Genomic DNA, 19031 nt, shown 5'->3' on the forward strand with positions numbered 1-19031 from the left:
ATAAAACAGGAGGAATAGATAATGAAAATTATTATTGCAGGTGCAGGAGCGATGGGAATGCGCTTTGGTTTAATGTTGCACGAAGCGAATAACGAAGTGGTTTTAGTAGATGGATGGAAAGAACATGTTGATACGATTAACGCACATGGATTAAAAGCGAATTTTAATGGAGAAGAAAAAACGGTGCCATTAAAAGCGTATTTAAAAGATGAGGTGGATGCATCATTACGTGCCGATTTAATTATTTTATTTACAAAAGCAATGCAGTTAGACGGCATGTTAAAGAGCATTCAAAGTGTTATCACACCAGAAACAAACGTTTTATGTTTGTTAAACGGTATTGGACATGAAGAAATCATTGAAAAATATGTGAAACGTGAACGCATTCTAATTGGAAACACAATGTGGACAGCCGGCATGGAAGGACCAGGTCGTGCTAAATTGTTTGGTAACGGATCTATTGCATTACAAGAATTGCACGGTGGAGATGCCACTGTTGCCAAAGATATTTGTAAAGTGTTATCAGATGCCCAATTAAATGCAGAGTATTCTGAAAATATTCGCTTTGCTATTTATAAAAAAGCATGTGTGAACGGAACAATGAATAGCTTATGTACATTATTAGAATGTAATATGGCGCAATTAGGTGAAACCGCAACAGCACACGACATGTTAATGGGTATTGTCAGTGAATTTTCAAAAGTGGCTAAACATGAAAATGTTGATTTACCAGTTGAAGAAACTGTAAATTATATCGAAACAGCTTGTTACAATCGTGAAACAATTGGACTACACTACCCATCAATGCATCAAGATTTAGTGAAAAATCACCGTTTAACAGAAATTGACTGTATCAATGGAGCGATTGTAAGTAAAGGACAAAAATACGGCGTGCCTACACCATATTGCCAATTGATTACACAACTCATTCACGCTAAAGAAGTTGTATTAGAGGCTAAATAAAGGAGAAAACCGTCATGAATACAGAAAAAATATCAGGTAAAGATTTTTTTAACCGATTACTTGCAGGAACAGCGTTAGGGGTAATTATTGGTTTAATTCCAAATGCCGTTTTATCTGCGATTTTAAAATATTTTAGTAGTAACACGATTGCAGCACAAGTGATTCAAATTGCTGTCATCTTCCAATTGGCTACACCACTTATTATTGGTGCTTTAATTGGTTTGCAATTTAAATTTAAACCGCTACAAACAATGGTTGTAGCAGGTGTCAGCTTTGTATCATCAGGTGTCGTGAAATTCGATGCATCATTAGGTAAATATGTCGGCGCCGGTACAGGTGATTTAATCAATACCATGTTAGCTGCCGGTATTGCTGTTGTGGTATTGTTGTGGGTACAAGATAAATTTGGCTCTGTATCCATTGTTGCCTTACCAATTGTCGTTGGTTGTGGGGTATCATTTATTGGGTTAATGTTATTGCCGTTTGTTGCTAAATTTACAGCCACTATCGGAAACATTATTAACACATTTACAACGTTCCAACCAATTATCATGTCTATTTTAATTGGATGTTCTTTCGCCTTTATCATCATTTCACCAATATCAACCGTAGCAATCGGTTTAGCCATTCAATTAAATGGTGTATCTGCCGGTGCAGCCGCAATGGGTATCGCTGCAACAACAGCCGTTTTAGTCATCCATTCATTACGTGTTAATAAAGGTGGGGTAACATTAGCTATTGCTTTAGGGGCGATGAAAATGATGATGCCAAACTTGTTTAAATATCCAATCATTTTAGTGCCTTGTTTAACAACAGCCATTGTATCTGCTATTCCAGTTGCGCTATTTTCAATTAGTGGTGTACCATCTTCAGCTGGGTTTGGTTTAGTTGGTTTAGTTGGGCCATTAGCGTCATTAGATGCCGGATTAAACATTGCCTTAGTAGCAATTTGTTGGTTTGTTGTGCCATTTGTTAGTGCCATTGCCACTCAAATTGTATTTGAAAAAATATTGAAATTATACGATTCATCTGTTGTCTTTAAATTCCAAGGATAATCAATACGCTATGGGTTAACGTCTTAAATAAGCGAAAGCTTGTTTAAGACGTTTTTTGTGTTTGAAAATTGGGCAAACAATACATTTGACAATTTACGTCTACAACTGTAAACTTTATAAAAAAGGAGAGTTTGAAATGAGACAAATCGTACAAATTACAGGAATGAGTTGCGCGCATTGTGCTGCACGTGTCCAAAAAGCGTTAGAAACACTTACAAAATCACCAGTTGAAATGGATTTACAACAACAAACAGCAACCATTCATACCAATGAACTGTTTGATTTAACACAAATTAAAAATTGTTTAAATGATATAGGGTATGATGTGAAATCATAACGCTTGTGATGAATTAGGAAAGGAAACTATGGAGTATACGTTAAAAATAAGTGGAATGAGTTGCGCAAATTGTGCGCATTCTATTGAAAAGGCCGTAGAAAAAGTTGACGGAGTGAAACAAGTGCATGTCAATTTAGCGACACAAACAATGTATGTAGACGTTAGTGAAGATAGCGTTTTAGAGGACGTTTACGCAAGTGTTACAAACGCCGGGTATACAGCCGATTTACCGACCCAAGAAACATTGTTAAAAATCAGTGGGATGAGTTGTGCCAACTGTGCCCGTTCTATTGAAAAAGCGGTAGCGCAACAAAAAGGCGTTTTGGAAGTTGTCGTTAATTTTGCAACGGAAACGTTATTTGTAAAGCACGACGATACCGTAACCGTGTCGGCTATTGCACAAATCGTTGAACAAACGGGATATTCTGTTGTGGATACCACTCAAGTCGAAAAAGTTGTTGATCATCGATTGCGCAACCGTTTAATCATTTCGTTAATTTTTGTCATACCGTTACTATATTTAGCAATGGGAAGCCACTTTTTCAATGCGCCCATGCCGTCATTTTTAGACAATCACTTTACAATGGGGCTTGTACAAACGTTATTGTCGTTACCAATTATGTGGGTCAACCGCCACTATTATACAAATGGCTTTAAACGACTCTTCAACGGACAAGCTAACATGGATTCTCTAGTTGCGATTGGGACGTTAACGGCGTTCGCTCAAGGATTTTACGCGTTGGTGGTGTTATTTGCCGGACATCATATCGACTTTTACATTGAGTCTGGTGCGGTCATTTTAACACTTGTGACGTTAGGCAAATATTTCGAACATACCGCCAAACAAAAAACAACTGGAGCCATACAAGCGCTTGTCGAATTGTCGCCTAAAACTGCCGTAAAAGTAGAAAACGGACAAACACGCGAAGTGCCCGTAGCCATTATTAAAGTCGGAGATGTGTTGCGTGCTAAAGCCGGTGAAGCCGTTGCGTTAGACGGTGTCATTTTAAGTGGGACGGCACAAATTGACGAAAGTTTTTTAACGGGAGAAAGTATGCCCGTGACAAAAAGTATCGATGATCAAATCATCGGAGCAACGTTAGTGCAAAATGGTTCGGTTGACTACACCGTGACGCATGTCGGAAAAGAAACAACCCTTTCGCAAATCATTCAGTTCGTTGAACGTGCGCAAAGTGAAAAAGCGCCTATCGCCAAGTTAGCCGATGTTATTTCGGGGTATTTTGTTCCCGTAGTGCTTGTGCTTGCCGTTTTAACGTTAATTGGTTGGTTACTTGTTGGGCAAAGTGTTGCGTTTGCTTTAAATAGTGCGGTTGCCGTTTTAATCATTGCGTGTCCATGTGCACTCGGATTAGCCACACCAACCGCGATTATGGTGGCAACAGGAGTCGGTGCCAAACGTGGTATTTTAGTGAAAAACGCACCAGCACTAGAAAAATTACATCATGTCAATACGGTCGTTTTAGATAAGACGGGAACCGTCACTTACGGGAAACCTGTTGTAACGGAGTATTTAAGTGCTGATGAAACGTTACTTCAAAAAATTGCGAGCATTGAAAGTTATTCGAATCACCCGTTAGCACAAGCAATTGTCAATTTTTATGAAGGTGAGCGACTTTCTGTTGAGCGATTTGAAGCGATTGAAGGACGTGGCGTATGCGGTACAATAGACGGAAAAATACTAATGATTGGCAATGAAAAAATGGGGTATGACCATTTAGGCGAAGGCATTTTAACGCATGAATATGTCTTAAAAGCACGTGAAGTGGCGCAAAACGGTAAAACGCCATTGCTTGTGATGGACGAACAGTCAATTATTGGGTTACTTGTTATTTCTGATGCCATTAAACCGACAAGTAAAAAAGCCGTATCTGCTTTAAAACGGTTAAACATTGATGTTGTGATGCTGACAGGAGATAATGAAAAAACAGCACGTACCATTGCTAAAGCAGTGGGAATTGATACAGTCATTTCTGACGTATTGCCACAAGATAAAGCCAATGTCGTGAAACAACTTGAAGAAACTAGCGTTGTAGCCATGGTCGGTGATGGTGTAAATGATGCACCAGCATTAGCCGTCGCATCAGTTGGTATATCGATTGGTAGTGGCACGCAAGTGGCAATGGAAACAAGTGATGTGGTGTTGATGCATAGTGATGTCATGGACGTCGTGTCTGCCATTACTTTATCTAAAATGACGATGCGAACGATTAAAACCAATTTATTTTGGGCGTTTGCTTACAACGTTATTGGGATACCGCTAGCGATGGGGCTCTTTTATCCAGTCGTGCTGAATCCAATGTTTGCCGGATTAGCCATGAGTTTTAGTTCCGTCAGTGTCGTTGTTAATGCGTTACGATTAAATTGGAAAAAGATAGATTGAGGTAGTTATGATTTCAACAGCAGAATGGCAAGTGATGCGCACCGTATGGACAAATAAGACCGTCACCGCCACACAAGTACATACCCTACTGTCAAAAGAGTTTGAGTGGTCCATGTCTACCATAAAAACCTTACTCTCACGCCTCGTCAAAAAAGGGTATTTAACGCACGAAAAACAGCAACGTGAGTTTGTGTATCGTGCTTGTATTGATGAGATGGATGTGATTTTACAAAAGCAACAAGAATTATTGGCGCTAGTTTGTACCACAAAACACGGCGAACTATTTGAACGCCTATTATCTGATGCCGTACTTTCCAAATCAGACGCTCAACACATGATTGCATTATTGACCAAACGATTGGATACGCTTGATGAAACCGTAACGTGCTGTTGTGCAAAAGGTCAATGTACGTGTCACGTTTAATGCGTGTATTAACTCAAAAAGGTTAGCCCATTAACCCTAGATAAACATCATGATACAAAAAACGCTGTTTTGAAACGTGAAATATAAACATTAATAAAGGCGACATTTATTGTGAAAAATGTTGCCTTTTATTGTGTTGTTTATTTGAAACTTGTATAATGGAAAAAGAGAGTGGAGAAGGGATTATTATGGAATCAAGAAAACAACGTAGTCGTATGAAAAGACAAAAATTTACAGTGGAAAGACGCAAATATTCACGATTATCTCGTTTGAATTGGTTTTTATGGGTGTTGTTACTGTTATGCGTTGCAACAACCTGTTTTTTTGTCGCCTATTTTCAAGCGTTGCAATTTGCGTGGCTAAATTACATCATTTACACCGTTTCTGCACTGTTAGGTGTCATCATTTTAGTTTTAATGATCACCAAGCGTTTCAAATGGGGTGCATTTATTTTAAATATCACTGGATTATTGATTTTTGGGGTGTTGTTATACCGCGGGTATCATGTTGTGACAGTCTATGATAAAATGCAGCACAATCAAACGCCGTTAGTGACAACAATGAGTGTTTTAGTGCCTAAAAATAGTTCTATCGTTACCATTCAACAAGTCGGTAATGAAAATATCGCCGCACCAACACAACAGGATAACGAAAAAGTAAAAACATTGGCGGATGATATTCAAACCAATATGCATTTAAAAGTCGGGTTGTTTCAAACGGATTCGTATTTATCGGCTTATAAAATGCTAGAAAGCGAGAGCATTCGTAGTATCGCCATGAATAGTGCGTACGCAAGTGTGTTAGAAAAGGTGGTGCCAACGTATAGCGCTACGGTAAAGAGTGTGTACGATTTAAATGTTCCGTCACCAACGCAAGTTAAACCGAATCATGAAGCACCATCATTTAATGTGTTGGTGAGTGCTGTCGATTCGTATTTGCCGATTACGAGCTTAGGGCGTAGTGACGTGTCTTTAGTGGTGAGTGCCAATACGCAAAAGAATAGAGCGTTAGTGACACAAACGCCGTCAAGTGCATTTGTTCAAATCTATGGCACACCAAATTTAAATATGGATAAAATAGCCAATGATTTTATATTTGGTGTAGATAACGCATTAAAAACGAGCGAAATGTTATACGATACATCTATTCAATACTATGTGCGAATCCATTTAGAAAAATTAGCCCAAATTATTGAACGTCTTGGTGCAATTAGTGTGCATAACGATACAGAATTTTCAACGTCATATGGCGGGTATACGTTCCAAGTCGGTCAATTAACGTTAAACGCTAAACAAGCGTTGGGATACATGCGCGAGGAAGTCGTTGTAGATGGGACATCAAAAAGAGAACAACATCAGTTAGCAATTTTAAGTGAAGTATTGAAAAGATTGGCATCATTCGATGTATTGATGCATGCGGACAGTTATATCGAACAACTTCAAAGTGCTGTTCAAACCAATTTGCCGTTTAAACGATTGATGGCATTAATGAATGTGTTGTTTGATCAACAAGTAAACGTTCAAACGTTACAAGTAAAAATGCATCCAGATGTGCAAAGTGCGGTTTTACCGGGTGTCTCATTGCCAATGGGTGAAGTCGATCAAAATAGTTTGAACACATTAAGAGAAAATATTAAAAACGTGTTGCAACCATAACATTGATAAGGTTAATGTTTAGGGTTGACGGGATAACCGAAAAAGCGCAAGCGATATTCTCGCTTGCGCTTTTGATGTTAGTCTCTAAATTTTCCACCTTGTGCTAAACCATCACCACGTGGAATGTCACGTAAAATAATATGAATGGCTTCAGTTGGAGCACCAGTATGTTTTGAAATGACAGCGGTCAATTCTTCAACAAGTGCTTTTTTTTGCTCGAATGTACGACCTTCTAACATTTCTAAATGGACAAATGGCATAAATTATTCCCCTTTATGTACCTGATATTTTTTAATCATTGATGTAATGAGTGGTGTTGATAAGATTGATGCCAAAATAGCTGTATTTAAAAATAGGCTAAGTGCGTTTTTGTATAAGCGCACAGGTAATAAAGCGATAAAGCTTTTACCGCGCATTACAGAAACCCATAATGTACCCAACCCTAAGTTGACAAAGATTGTAATGAATAGAACGCTTAAGAAAATACGAGGAATCGTAATTTTTTTGCGGTACAAAAATAAACCGTAAAGCATAGGTCCTAAAGCAGAACTTAGTGTATAACCAATAAAGAATGGATATCCACTTGGGAATAAGAAAAACGAAATGACATCAGCAAGCGCTCCGGCAATAAAACCGAACACCGGACCAAAAACAACCCCGATCAATGCGCTTGGGATAAATGACCAACCGACTTGAACAATACCACCAAAATCAAATTTAAATAACGGTCCTTGTAAAATAACATTTAATGTTACTAATAATGCAGCAAAAACTAACTGCTTTGTATTAAATTTTTTCATTGTATACACTCCTAAATCAAATTAGTGCTACAAAATTGTAGCGAATGCGGCAAAACACTGCAAAATTCTTTTTCGTCTAAAAACAACATTCCATTTTTTAGCACTTAACACGTTTTGCCTACTCTATGACGCTCTTAGCGTCTTGAAAATTGTAAATAATCAATGCCACGCGCTTGGCACCACTCTTTAGCACTACTTGCTAAAACGATAGGGTGGTGTTGTAAAGCGGCGATATTCGATCGTCCTAAAATTGTCATGACTGCTTTCAATTGTTCTTGCATGTCATGTACATGTTTAATGGTTTCATCTACACCGTAGTGCGTCACCATATGTAAAAAATGTCCAGATAAACCGACTGCATTTGCACCAAGTGATAGACATTTAGCAATGTCCATAACATTTTTAATGCCACCTGAAGCAATAAGATGCGCGTTTTGTCGAACGTTTGTTGCTTCCAAAAGACTTTCTAATGTTGTTTGTCCCCAGTTGGTTAACATTGAAAGTGAGTAATCTTGACGACGAGCGTCTTCAATTGACACAAAGTTTGTACCACCACGACCGGCAACGTCAATAATACGAACGCCCACATTTTCAAGTTGCTGAACAGTTTGTTGACTCATGCCAAAACCCACTTCTTTGACGATAACAGGAACGTTTAAATGGCTAGTGATATTTTCAATATTTTGTAACCAGCCTGAAAAGGTGCGATCACCTTCGGGCATGACGATTTCCTGTGGCGTATTTAAATGTAATTGAAGTGCATCGGCTTGTAGTAAATCTACCGCCCGTTTAGCGTTTTCCAAATTGTGATGCGCGCCCAAGTTGGCAAAAATAATACCGTTTGGATTGTGTTGGCGAACCACCTTAAACGACTGTGCCGTTTCTGGATGATTCAATGCCACGCTAATTGAACCCGTTGCCATTGCCATCCCCGTTTCGTTAGCAACAATGGCGAGTTGTTCGTTGATGTGATGCGTTTGCTCGCTACCACCTGTCATCGCATTAATAAAAAACGGTAGTGATAACTGTAATGTATCCAATTCGGTACTTAAAGAAATATCGTCAACCGAAATGTCGCTTAATGCATGGTGGACAAAACGTGTCTGTTCTAAATCAGACGTTGAATGAGTGTTGTATTGAGATAACGCGTGTGTGACGTGATCGTCTTTACGTGTTGAATGTAATACATTCGTCATGTAATTGTCCTCCTATAACAAGTAGTGGTGTAATATCGTTTAATTTCCAATCCTTTAATAAAGCAGAAATATTATCGCCTTTTTGAATGAACGCAATGCCACAATCTCCGCCACCAGCGCCTGATGCTTTTGCGATAAACCCATGAGCATTTGCAACGGTAATTAAACGTTGTAATTGTGGTGTTTCAATGTGTTGTGACAAAGATTGAAGCAATTGACGATTGATGTTTAGGGCATTTTTTATACCCAAAATATCACTAGCTTTTAACGCTTCAATGAATTGATTGACACACACGTTAGATTGCGCTAAAAACGTCTGCCAAGACGCTTGGTTGAGATGTGCTTTTTTGATGTCATCAACGAGTTGTTGTGTACTGGCACTTTTTCCCGTCCAACCGACTAAAAAGGCGGTATCATTTGGTAACACTAGTGGTTCAATGATTAAATCTTTCCATTCTTGATTTAAGACGTCAATTAAAGACTGATTTTCTAATGTTTGACGTAACCATAATTTATCAACGCTACTATAGGCGATTAAAGTGTCAAAACTACTTGCGGCAATATCGCCAAATGAGCCATTACTATTTAAACGAAGTTGTGTAATAACAGCTAGCTGATAGACCAATAGCGGTGTATAGGCAATCGCGTATGCGTCTAACATGACTTTTATCGTCGCTACACTCACAGCCCCGCTTGAGCCTAAGCCATATTTCGTGCCGTTTTCTGCATCTAGTTGCGATGTAACATGTAATTCAAAATTAATTGGTGTTCGATTTAATTCACTCATGTACCATTCGACCGTTTCAATCGTTTTTGTAATGATGGGAAACGGATTTTGACCTAGTGGAACGAGTGCCCCACATTCACGTGCCCATTCCAAGCAGCCATCTTTAAGTTGATCGGAGTAAATTTCGTTGAAATCACTCACGATTAATTCAACATTCAAATAGCGCGACACACTAGAAATAACGGCTAGGTGTCCGGGTTGTGTGACGGCATATTCACCAGCGATAAATAATTTTCCGGGAGCTTTCGCATGAAACGACGTTCCGATTTTCATACGGTCTCCTTTCTTGTTTGCGCTGAAAATTTAGCGACACTTTCGTCGAACTCACTTTGTGATAAAGTTTGTACCCCTTTACCGGGTAGTGAAGCAATTAGCTGTTCTTTTGGAAACACGTTGGATAAGTGCGACATAATTTTATCCATATCACTTGCACGACATAATACTTTTACGTTTGGCCCAGCGTCCATTGTGAAATAAGCGGGAATGCCTTTTTCACGCAGTAAACGCACGTGTTGTTGGGCGAGTATACTATTGGGCTCAAAATAGCAAATCGGTGGATTTGTACCTAACATCGTTGCGTGCATTTTCATGCCGTTAAATTCGGTAATTTCACCTAGCGTTTGGAAATTGCGTGTTTGAATCGCTGTTTTCATATTTTCTAAGTCAACAGCAGCACTCGATTGCCACGCTGGGTAAAACGGCGATGTATTAACGGTTTTTTTCATGCCTTCACGTGATGAGATGGCTTTTTTGGCACTATTAACGACAATAATCACCATACCAATATCCCAAGATGCATCATCGATAAAAATCGCTTTTGAAGTGTTGTTATCAACACCTTTTTCCCATTGTGTGAAACCGCCAAAAATACTGCGTGTTGCCGATCCACTACCACGTCTAGCGTATGTGGAAAGGGTCTGCATATCCAAGTTTAAGTCTAATGCAACATTGACTGCATGCGCTAAAGCTGCGTAGGCTGATGCACTAGATGCTAAACCTGCAGCGGTTGGAACAAAGTTGTAACTGTCTACACGTGCAAATAATGGTTCATTCATCGTTTCGCGGAATAAGTTTAAAAAGCGTGTAATATCGCTTGCGTCTTCCTTGATACCGTTTAAATAAAAACTATCGGCTGTTAGTGTAGGATCAAATACGACTTTGGTATCTGTATAAAATGCATCTAAAGTAAGAGATAGGCTACTATTCATCGGTAAAAATAGTGCTTCGTCTGCTTTCCCCCAATATTTAATTAACGCAATATTTGTATGCGCTCGTGCAATACCTTTCATATAACCTCCTCATGTCTAGTTATTATTTTACATGAAAAGTTAAAAAGGTGCATTCTCTTTTTCTTTTTTTTTATTAAACATGGTACAATAGTCGTACGATTGGAGAATAGCATGAATACTTACGATAAAATTGACCGAAAAAAATGGAGTGAGCTCATTGGTGAATATGACTTACAATTAACCGTAGCCGATTTGAAAAAATTGACGTCACTCAATGACCGCATCGATTTAGACGATGTTGTAGACATTTATGTACCATTATTAAATTTTATACAGTTATATTGGCGGTTGCATGACATGAAGCATGCAACACATATGGAATTTTCTGAGCAATACACTGAAAAGCGGCCATTTATTATCGGTATTTCAGGAAGTGTTGCGGTTGGTAAATCAACAACAGCCCGCTTAATTCAAACAATGTTACAACAACGCTACCCGGAAAAAACGATTGATTTAATGACAACGGACGGGTTTTTATATCCGAATCACATATTAGAAAGTAAAGGCTTGTTGGATCGTAAAGGGTTCCCGGAAAGTTACGACATGATTGCGCTAAAGACGTTTTTACAAGATGTCAAAAGTGGTGTTGAAAAAGTGAAAGCGCCGGTATATTCACACGATATTTATGACGTGGTGGCAAACGAATACCAAGTCATTGATCGACCAGACGTGTTAATCATTGAAGGCATTAACGTGTTGCAACTGAAAGATAGTAAAGATGTGTACATGACAAATATTTACGATTTTTCAATTTACGTTGATGCCGATCCCGAAAATATTCAACGCTGGTTTTTAGAGCGATTTGAACTGTTAATGGAATTGGCCAAAGACGACCCAACTAATTTTTATTACGACTATGCGATTGGGGATAAAGAGGAAGCCATGGCAATGGCAAGAGATGTGTGGGAGACGATAAATTATCGTAACTTAATGGAGTATATTCTACCGACGCGTCATCAAGCCGATATTATTTTATACAAAGGGGACCGTCACTTGATGGAGTATGTGATGCTCAAAAAAGTGTAATGATTATGCGTGTTTTATAACGTACGGACGGTGTGATATGCGTTGACCAAAAAATAGGATGCGCTCTACACATGACGTATGTCAGCGTGCTTTTTGATAGAAAAAACAAGCTATGTTTAACGATAATATAATGAAACAGGAGTAAAGTATGACAGTACAAACAATGGAAAAAATTGTAGTTTTAGATTACGGTTCGCAATATAATCAGCTCATCACACGCCGCATTCGTGAGTTCGGTGTCTATAGTGAGCTGCTTTCCAATGAGACAACTGCACGTGACATTCAAGAAATGGGTAATGTTGTCGGCATTATTTTTTCAGGTGGGCCACATAGTGTCTATGCAGAAGGCTCATTTAGCGTCGATCCCGAAATTTTCGATTTGGGTTTACCGATTTTAGGCATTTGCTACGGCATGCAGTTAACAACACATCTACTCGGTGGGGTGGTGGAACCTGCAACGACACATCGAGAGTACGGTGTAGCGGGTATTCGTATCCACAATGTCGGCGACGGCTTGTTTGAAGGACTAAGCGAAAGTGAAGACGTATTAATGAGTCATGGGGACCGTATTACGTCCATTCCAGAAGGGTTTGTCGTTACTGCCGAAAATCCAAATTGCCCTTTTGCCGCGTTTGAAAATAAAGAACGCCAAATTTACGGTGTTCAATTTCATCCAGAAGTGAGACATTCTGTACATGGCAATGAAATGTTAAAAAACTTTGTGTTCAATATTTGTAAAGCAAGCGCAAACTGGTCAATGCAAAACTTCATTGATATGGAAATCGCAAAAATTCGTGAACGTGTTGGCAATCGCAAAGTGTTGCTCGGCTTATCGGGTGGAGTGGATTCGTCCGTCGTGGGTGTCTTGCTTCAAAAAGCCATCGGAGACCAATTGACGTGTATTTTTGTCGATCACGGTTTATTGCGTAAAAACGAAGGCAATCAAGTCATGGAAATGCTAGGCGGAAAATTTGGGTTGAATATTATTCGTGTTGATGCCAAAGACCGCTTTTTAGACAAGTTAAAAGGGGTAAGCGACCCCGAAGAAAAACGTAAAATTATTGGAAACGAGTTTGTATACGTTTTTGATGATGAAGCGGCAAAATTAAAAGGTGTTGATTTCTTGGCGCAAGGCACATTATATACGGATATTATCGAAAGTGGCACGAAAACAGCACAGACCATCAAATCGCATCACAATGTCGGCGGTTTACCCGAAGACATGCAATTTGAATTAATTGAGCCGTTAAACACACTCTTCAAAGATGAAGTACGTGCGCTAGGAACGGCACTTGGTATGCCGGACAGCATTGTGTGGCGCCAACCATTCCCAGGACCTGGATTGGGCATTCGCGTGCTGGGTGAAATTACCGAAGAAAAATTAGAAATTGTACGTGAAAGTGACGCCATCTTACGTGAAGAAATTGCAAACAACGGATTGGAACGAGATGTGTGGCAATATTTCACCGTACTACCCGGCATCCGTAGCGTCGGCGTCATGGGAGATGGCAGAACGTATGACTATACCATCGGTATACGTGCGGTCACAAGTATTGACGGCATGACTAGCGAATTTGCCAAACTACCGTGGGAAGTGTTGCAAAAAATCAGTACGCGCATCGTCAACGAAGTCGCCCACGTCAACCGCGTCGTCTACGACATCACGAGCAAACCCCCAGCAACGATAGAGTGGGAATGACAGAAGCAAATATGATACTGTTATAAAAGGCTTGAAAATACATGGATTCAGCGATTTTGATTAAGTAAAATTCTCTAAATGATACTGTTTTGATACTAAAAAGTTGAAAAAGTAGGTTCAAAAGGGAGTTCTTGAATTTAGGTGAATTCTTTAAAGACTTCCATTATTTTGGTGGGAGGCTTTTGCGAAAATAGTGGGAATGGTGAATTGGGACACGAGTAGGGACAATAAATATATCAAATTAAATATCTTTCTAATTATTGCTGAGGTACTATTTGTATTAGCATACTTGCTATTACCAGGGGACTAAGCGGGTTGCATAGTTATGTATAAGTGCCTTTAGAGTATTTTAAAGTAGTAAAGATTATCTAATGATAAGTGATTAAAATTCATAGGCTTGAAGTGCTTTTGAGGTATTTTTCCTGAAAAGCACGCGTAAAAACGATAAAAATACAGAATACGTACAAATGAACCTTTCAAATGCTTATTTTATGATGGGTAGCAGTATAATTGTTAAAGCGTGCAATAAATAACTAGGGGGTGATAATATCTTTAATAAGTTTATACATGTTGTTTTTAATACCTCTATTTTGACACCTTTTGTTTTGACCATTGGTATAAGTAAAGTTTTTATAGAGAACAATATAATAATAGGTTTATCAGCAATTATTATATCTTTGGTATTAGTAATTGCTCAGTTTGTTATACTAAATGCTGCAAAGAAACAGATGGTTACTAAAAAAATTAATATTTTAAATATAAGTCAAGATAAAGAAAGTTGGCTATTAGCTGTATATATAACTTATTTTGTGCCATTTGTAGAAAGTTACTTTGGAAAAAATTTTACTGTGAATAATTGGATACTTGTTTTTATTGGTATAGTGTTGCTGATTTTGAGCCAAAAAACTGTTAATAATCCTATATTGGAGATATTAGGAAGATATAAAATTTATTCAATTGAAACAGAACAAGGAGTTGATATGACGTTGATTACTAAAAAGGAATTAAGAAACAGAAACTCTTTAAGTAGAGTTGTAAGGCTGTTCGAATATTATGTTATGGAGGTATAAAGTGGATAATATATTTACATTGGATAGTGATAAAACATCTGTTAAAGTAATAGAAACAACAACTGATACTCTAGTTGGCGTTGAAGAACTTCTAAATATAGATACAGAAAGATATAAATCAAATTCGATTATATTTGATGGCTCGTATAAGCCTGATGAAGATGAAATTTTAAAAATTGAAAACTTTGATTTATCTGATGAAATACAAGAAGCGATAAATAATCCATTGGGAGTAGATAAATTAGTTGCAAATGATGGAGATGAACTAAATATTCGAGCTGTTTTTTTAACGCTAAGTGATGATGGTGAAAATGAGAAAATTGTTTTTCAAAGGACACAGAAAAGACAATTATTGTTGGGTGGAAGAATTACTTTATTTTGGAGCAATGACACATTTATTTCTACTCAAAAACCAGGAGTGGTTATTACTGATAGTATTGATGCATATTATGAGAATGGAACTTTATATTTCAAGTCATATTACTGGGCAAATCAAATATTTAATTTAAATAAATATTATAGGCAAGCTACGGATGATGATATTAGGGATTTTTGCCAAAATAATTGTTTTTATGTTGACGATTTAGATTCGTTAGTGAATGCTAGTAACAATTGGACGAGGAAAAAAATTGCTTATATACTAGATACAGGGGTTTTAGAAAAAAATACGACAGATTATATACTTCAGGAGGCTAATAATTTAGGATTGCAATTTGAAACAAATGAAGAAAATAAAATCGTATTTCCAGCTGATTTAAAAGCTCAAAAAGAGTTGCTGTCATATTTAGCAGATGAAATATATAAGGGAAGGCTATCTGATGATGTGTATTTGACTAATTCAAAAAGATCGTTGAGATAGTAGAAATACAAATTTAAAATCATAAAAATTGTTTCGCTTTTATATTATCTGAATGGTTATTATGTTGCTGTGTGTGGATGAATATAGTATCACTATTGATACTGTTTTGATACTAAAAACTCTAAAACCACAAAAAAGGTGTAAAAATAGCTGAAAATAGAAACTGAAAAGACACTAATATAGAATTAAAGAGACAAATATGGGTTCTATAATATTTGGTGTTGGTGGCTTCCAAAAGGAAGCTATCAACACCTTTTAAATTCTGTATACAAAAAGGTCAGATATTTCCGTTTAATTAAAGCGCCAAAACCAATCACAGGGGAATTATCATGACCTATGCATCTAGTATACACCGATTATTATCGATTGAGGATAAAAATATAGCATTTAACGATACATTAGTATTACCCACTATCACTATAAAATATACGACCTAGGTTCTATGTTAAATGGTGTTGGTGTCCCAAAATTATACAATCTGAATTTTATTATTAAACAACCTAGTGAGTCATTGCTAGGTTGTTTTTGTGTATGACAATCAGTTTTGTATGAACTTTTTATAGTACAGAGGTATATGTATTATTAATGGTGTATTGTATACAAATATAAATGCTTTCTGAAGCCTTGTTTCTTGTTACATACCACTTTTCTTGAAAGTTGAATTATTTTAGATATTGTTTGTAAACGCTATTTTATTTTTTGGAAATCATGATAAAATATAGGTGTATAAATTCAAATTAATGAATTCGGAGGATATATTGATGAAAGCAAGCTACAATGGATTATGGAAGATTCTTATAGATAAAGGAATGAATAAAAAAGAATTGAAAGAAACAGTCGGAATTGCTCCGGCTACCGTTGCAAAAATGGGACGTGGAGAACTTGTAAGTATGGAAATACTTTATAAAATTGGTAAGGCGTTAGATGTAGATTTTGGAGATATGATAAATATAGTGAAATAGAATGTATTTGTAATGATAGGAGGTTTATATGGAAGATAAATCAAATATAATCATTTCTGATGTTGTTGATATTAGAAATATGATTTATACATTTAGAGGAAAACAAGTGATGGTGGATAGTGATTTAGCTGCTTTATACCACGTTACAACTGGTAATTTAAATAAAGCTATGAAAAGAAATGCTACTAGGTTTCCTGATAATTTTTGTTTTCAATTAACCGAAGATGAATATAAAAACTTGAGATTCCAAAATGGAACCTCAAATTTGAGTAACTATGGCGGAAGAAGATATATGCCATATGTATTCACAGAACAAGGCATTGCAATGCTTTCGGCTGTGTTGAAAAGTGATATTGCTGTTGATGTGAGTATCAAAATTATGAATAGCTTTGTTGAAATGAGAAAGTTTTTGTTGTCCAATCAAGAAATGTTTGCAAGATTGGATCGAGTAGAAATAAAGCAACTTGAAACAGATAAAAAATTAGAAGAAGTATTTCATTACATTGCAACAAATACAGAAGTAAAACAGAAAATATTTTTTGACGGTCAAATATACGACGCGTTTAGTTTTCTTGTGGAAATTATTCAAAAAGCCGATAAGAAAATTATATTAATTGATAACTATGTAGATATCAACACTTTGAATATTCTATGTAAGAAAAATAGCGGAGTAGAAATTGAAATTTATACTTCAGGAAAAGGCAATCTAACAACAAAGGATATTAATAAATTTAATGCACAATATCCAATGCTAACCGTAAAAACAACTACACATTTCCACGATAGATTTTTAATTTTAGATGATACTAAAGTGTATCACATAGGCGCATCGATTAAAGATGCAGGGAAGAAAAGTTTTGGTATTACAAAGATAGAAGATACAGATTTGATTCAAAGTCTGGTGAATAGAGTGAGGTAAAAAAGAATGACAAGTTTAACGCAGGGTAACAATGAAACATCACAAAGAGCAGAGTTGCATAGAAAAATTTGGGCTATTGCTGATAGTGTTCGTGGAGCAGTAGATGGATGGGATTTTAAACAATATATTTTAGGGATTTTGTTCTATAGATTTATTTCTGAAAATATTACTGAATTTTTTAATTCTGCTGAGCGCGAGGCTGGTGACTTAGAATTTGATTATGCTGAACTCTCTGATGAAGAAGCAGAGCGAGATTTTAGACCGAATACTGTTGAAGATAAGGGCTTTTTTATATTGCCAAGCCAGTTGTTTAAAAATGTTGTTAAAACAGCTAAAAACAATGAAAACTTAAATACGGATTTAGCAAATATATTTAAAGCTATTGAAGGAAGTGCTGTAGGATTTGCATCAGAAGATGATATCAAAGGTTTGTTTGAAGATGTGGATACAACCAGTAACCGTTTAGGTGGAACTGTAGCAGAAAAAAACAAAAGATTGGCAGATATATTAACAGGAATAGCTGAAATTAATTTTGGAAATTTTCAAGATAATGATATAGACGCTTTTGGCGATGCCTACGAGTATTTGATTTCAAATTATGCAAGTAATGCGGGAAAATCTGGTGGAGAGTTTTTTACACCACAAACAGTGTCAAAGCTTCTAGCACGACTTGTTATGGAAGGGAAAACAAGTATTAACAAGGTATATGATCCAACATGTGGTAGTGGAAGTTTACTTTTGCAGATGAAAAAACAATTTGATGAACATATCATTGATGAAGGCTTTTTTGGTCAAGAAATTAATATGACCAACTTTAACTTGGCCCGTATGAATATGTTCCTGCACAATGTAAATTATAATAATTTTTCAATTAAAAGAGGAGATACTCTAATTAATCCTCTACATAGAGATGAAAAACCTTTTGATGCGATTGTTTCAAACCCTCCTTATTCAATTAAATGGGTGGGAGATGCCGATCCAACTTTGATCAACGATGAAAGATTTGCGCCGGCAGGTAAATTAGCACCAAAATCTTATGCTGACTATGCTTTTATTATGCACTCCTTAGCTTATCTTTCGAGTAAAGGTAGAGCGGCTATTGTGTGTTTTCCGGGTATTTTTTATAGAAAAGGTGCCGAGAAAACAATCAGACAATATCTTGTAGATAATAATTTTATTGACTGTATTATTCAGCTTCCAGAAAATTTGTTCTTTGGAACATCAATAGCTACCTGCATTTTAGTTATAGCAAAGAACAAGACAGAAAATAAAATACTATTTATCGATGCAAGCAAAGAATTTAAAAAAGAAACAAATAACAATATTTTAGAAGAAAAAAATATTAATATAATAGTTGATGAGTTCAAAAATAGAAGTGGTAAAGAATATTTTTCTAGATATGTAGATAGAACTGAAATAGAAGAAAACGACTATAACTTATCTGTTTCAACTTATGTGGAAAAAGAAGATGCAAGAGAAATAATTGACATCAAAGTTTTGAATAAGGAACTTGAAGAAACTGTCAAAAAAATAGATAAGCTTAGAGCTTCCATCAACGAAATAGTAAAGGAGCTTGAAGATGAGTAAGG

General features: G+C 36.7%; 18 protein-coding genes. 13 read left to right on the forward strand and 5 right to left on the reverse strand.

Annotated features, from left to right (window positions below):
- Positions 1 to 21: 21 nt before the first annotated feature.
- From J7S27_00955 to J7S27_00980, 6 genes are all read left to right on the forward strand, one after another.
- Positions 22 to 963, forward strand: coding sequence for a 2-dehydropantoate 2-reductase (locus J7S27_00955; GenBank protein ID QTU83126.1), 942 nt, complete (start codon positions 22 to 24; stop codon positions 961 to 963).
- A 14-nt stretch (positions 964 to 977) separates the two neighbouring features.
- A complete protein-coding gene (locus J7S27_00960; GenBank protein QTU83127.1) occupies positions 978 to 2018 on the forward strand; it encodes a PTS transporter subunit IIC in 1041 nt (346 codons plus the stop codon).
- Positions 2019 to 2154: 136 nt separating this feature from the next.
- On the forward strand, positions 2155 to 2355 hold the full coding sequence (locus tag J7S27_00965; protein QTU83128.1) for a heavy-metal-associated domain-containing protein: 201 nt from the start codon (positions 2155 to 2157) through the stop codon (positions 2353 to 2355).
- A gap of 28 nt (positions 2356 to 2383) precedes the next feature.
- The gene (locus J7S27_00970; GenBank protein ID QTU83129.1) at positions 2384 to 4756 is read left to right on the forward strand and encodes a copper-translocating P-type ATPase; all 2373 of its coding nucleotides are present in this window, start codon (positions 2384 to 2386) and stop codon (positions 4754 to 4756) included.
- 7 nt (positions 4757 to 4763) lie between these two features.
- Positions 4764 to 5180 (forward strand): CopY/TcrY family copper transport repressor, encoded by a 417-nt coding sequence (locus J7S27_00975; protein QTU83130.1) that lies wholly within the window; start codon positions 4764 to 4766, stop codon positions 5178 to 5180.
- A gap of 188 nt (positions 5181 to 5368) precedes the next feature.
- Entirely contained in the window at positions 5369 to 6835 is a 1467-nt protein-coding gene (locus tag J7S27_00980) for an LCP family protein (GenBank protein QTU83131.1), read from the forward strand.
- Between the two features lie 77 nt (positions 6836 to 6912).
- On the opposite strand, the gene J7S27_00985 is transcribed toward J7S27_00980, so the two are convergent.
- The 5 genes from J7S27_00985 to mvaD form a co-directional block, all read right to left on the reverse strand.
- Entirely contained in the window at positions 6913 to 7095 is a 183-nt protein-coding gene (locus J7S27_00985; GenBank protein QTU83132.1) for a tautomerase family protein, read from the reverse strand.
- Between the two features lie 3 nt (positions 7096 to 7098).
- Positions 7099 to 7635, reverse strand: coding sequence for a folate family ECF transporter S component (locus J7S27_00990; GenBank protein QTU83133.1), 537 nt, complete (start codon positions 7633 to 7635; stop codon positions 7099 to 7101).
- Between the two features lie 134 nt (positions 7636 to 7769).
- Positions 7770 to 8831 (reverse strand): type 2 isopentenyl-diphosphate Delta-isomerase, encoded by a 1062-nt coding sequence (gene fni, locus J7S27_00995; protein QTU83134.1) that lies wholly within the window; start codon positions 8829 to 8831, stop codon positions 7770 to 7772.
- Complete coding sequence (locus J7S27_01000; protein QTU83135.1) at positions 8803 to 9891, reverse strand: phosphomevalonate kinase; 1089 nt, start codon at positions 9889 to 9891, stop codon at positions 8803 to 8805. Before J7S27_01000 ends, fni begins: the two co-directional genes overlap by 29 nt.
- Positions 9888 to 10907 (reverse strand): diphosphomevalonate decarboxylase, encoded by a 1020-nt coding sequence (mvaD, locus tag J7S27_01005; protein ID QTU83136.1) that lies wholly within the window; start codon positions 10905 to 10907, stop codon positions 9888 to 9890. Before mvaD ends, J7S27_01000 begins: the two co-directional genes overlap by 4 nt.
- Positions 10908 to 11006: 99 nt before the next feature.
- On the opposite strand from mvaD, the gene J7S27_01010 reads away from it, so the two are divergent.
- From J7S27_01010 to J7S27_01040, 7 genes are all read left to right on the forward strand, one after another.
- Complete coding sequence (locus J7S27_01010; protein QTU83137.1) at positions 11007 to 11933, forward strand: type I pantothenate kinase; 927 nt, start codon at positions 11007 to 11009, stop codon at positions 11931 to 11933.
- A 163-nt stretch (positions 11934 to 12096) separates the two neighbouring features.
- Positions 12097 to 13632: a glutamine-hydrolyzing GMP synthase gene (gene guaA / locus J7S27_01015; protein ID QTU83590.1), complete on the forward strand. Its 1536-nt coding sequence runs from the start codon at positions 12097 to 12099 to the stop codon at positions 13630 to 13632.
- Positions 13633 to 14237: 605 nt separating this feature from the next.
- Entirely contained in the window at positions 14238 to 14702 is a 465-nt protein-coding gene (locus tag J7S27_01020; protein QTU83138.1) for a hypothetical protein, read from the forward strand.
- Position 14703: 1 nt separating this feature from the next.
- Positions 14704 to 15561 carry a DUF4868 domain-containing protein gene (locus tag J7S27_01025; protein QTU83139.1) on the forward strand — a complete coding sequence of 286 codons (858 nt, stop codon included), beginning with the start codon at positions 14704 to 14706 and terminating at the stop codon, positions 15559 to 15561.
- 761 nt (positions 15562 to 16322) lie between these two features.
- The gene (locus J7S27_01030; protein QTU83140.1) at positions 16323 to 16523 is read left to right on the forward strand and encodes a helix-turn-helix transcriptional regulator; all 201 of its coding nucleotides are present in this window, start codon (positions 16323 to 16325) and stop codon (positions 16521 to 16523) included.
- Between the two features lie 28 nt (positions 16524 to 16551).
- Positions 16552 to 17442, forward strand: a complete 891-nt coding sequence (locus J7S27_01035) for an ORF6N domain-containing protein (protein ID QTU83141.1) — start codon at positions 16552 to 16554, stop codon at positions 17440 to 17442.
- A gap of 6 nt (positions 17443 to 17448) precedes the next feature.
- Positions 17449 to 19029: a type I restriction-modification system subunit M gene (locus J7S27_01040; protein ID QTU83142.1), complete on the forward strand. Its 1581-nt coding sequence runs from the start codon at positions 17449 to 17451 to the stop codon at positions 19027 to 19029.
- The last annotated feature ends 2 nt before the right edge of the window (positions 19030 to 19031 follow it).

It is taken from the genome of Carnobacteriaceae bacterium zg-C25, assembly GCA_017945845.1.
Lineage (GTDB): Bacteria > Bacillota > Bacilli > Lactobacillales > Aerococcaceae > WM01.

Excerpts from the sequence above, each read along its gene's own strand:
- fni (QTU83134.1), bottom strand. The coding sequence starts at position 8,831 with ATGACGAATGTATTACATTCAACACGTAAAGACGATCACGTCACACAC.
- J7S27_00975 (QTU83130.1), top strand. The coding sequence starts at position 4,764 with ATGATTTCAACAGCAGAATGGCAAGTGATGCGCACCGTATGGACAAAT.
- guaA (QTU83590.1), top strand. The coding sequence starts at position 12,097 with ATGGAAAAAATTGTAGTTTTAGATTACGGTTCGCAATATAATCAGCTC.
- J7S27_00955 (QTU83126.1), top strand. The coding sequence starts at position 22 with ATGAAAATTATTATTGCAGGTGCAGGAGCGATGGGAATGCGCTTTGGT.
- J7S27_00980 (QTU83131.1), top strand. The coding sequence starts at position 5,369 with ATGGAATCAAGAAAACAACGTAGTCGTATGAAAAGACAAAAATTTACA.
- J7S27_00985 (QTU83132.1), bottom strand. The coding sequence starts at position 7,095 with ATGCCATTTGTCCATTTAGAAATGTTAGAAGGTCGTACATTCGAGCAA.
- mvaD (QTU83136.1), bottom strand. The coding sequence starts at position 10,907 with ATGAAAGGTATTGCACGAGCGCATACAAATATTGCGTTAATTAAATAT.
- J7S27_00990 (QTU83133.1), bottom strand. The coding sequence starts at position 7,635 with ATGAAAAAATTTAATACAAAGCAGTTAGTTTTTGCTGCATTATTAGTA.
- J7S27_01000 (QTU83135.1), bottom strand. The coding sequence starts at position 9,891 with ATGAAAATCGGAACGTCGTTTCATGCGAAAGCTCCCGGAAAATTATTT.
- J7S27_01040 (QTU83142.1), top strand. The coding sequence starts at position 17,449 with ATGACAAGTTTAACGCAGGGTAACAATGAAACATCACAAAGAGCAGAG.
- J7S27_00965 (QTU83128.1), top strand. The coding sequence starts at position 2,155 with ATGAGACAAATCGTACAAATTACAGGAATGAGTTGCGCGCATTGTGCT.
- J7S27_00970 (QTU83129.1), top strand. The coding sequence starts at position 2,384 with ATGGAGTATACGTTAAAAATAAGTGGAATGAGTTGCGCAAATTGTGCG.
- J7S27_01030 (QTU83140.1), top strand. The coding sequence starts at position 16,323 with ATGAAAGCAAGCTACAATGGATTATGGAAGATTCTTATAGATAAAGGA.
- J7S27_00960 (QTU83127.1), top strand. The coding sequence starts at position 978 with ATGAATACAGAAAAAATATCAGGTAAAGATTTTTTTAACCGATTACTT.
- J7S27_01035 (QTU83141.1), top strand. The coding sequence starts at position 16,552 with ATGGAAGATAAATCAAATATAATCATTTCTGATGTTGTTGATATTAGA.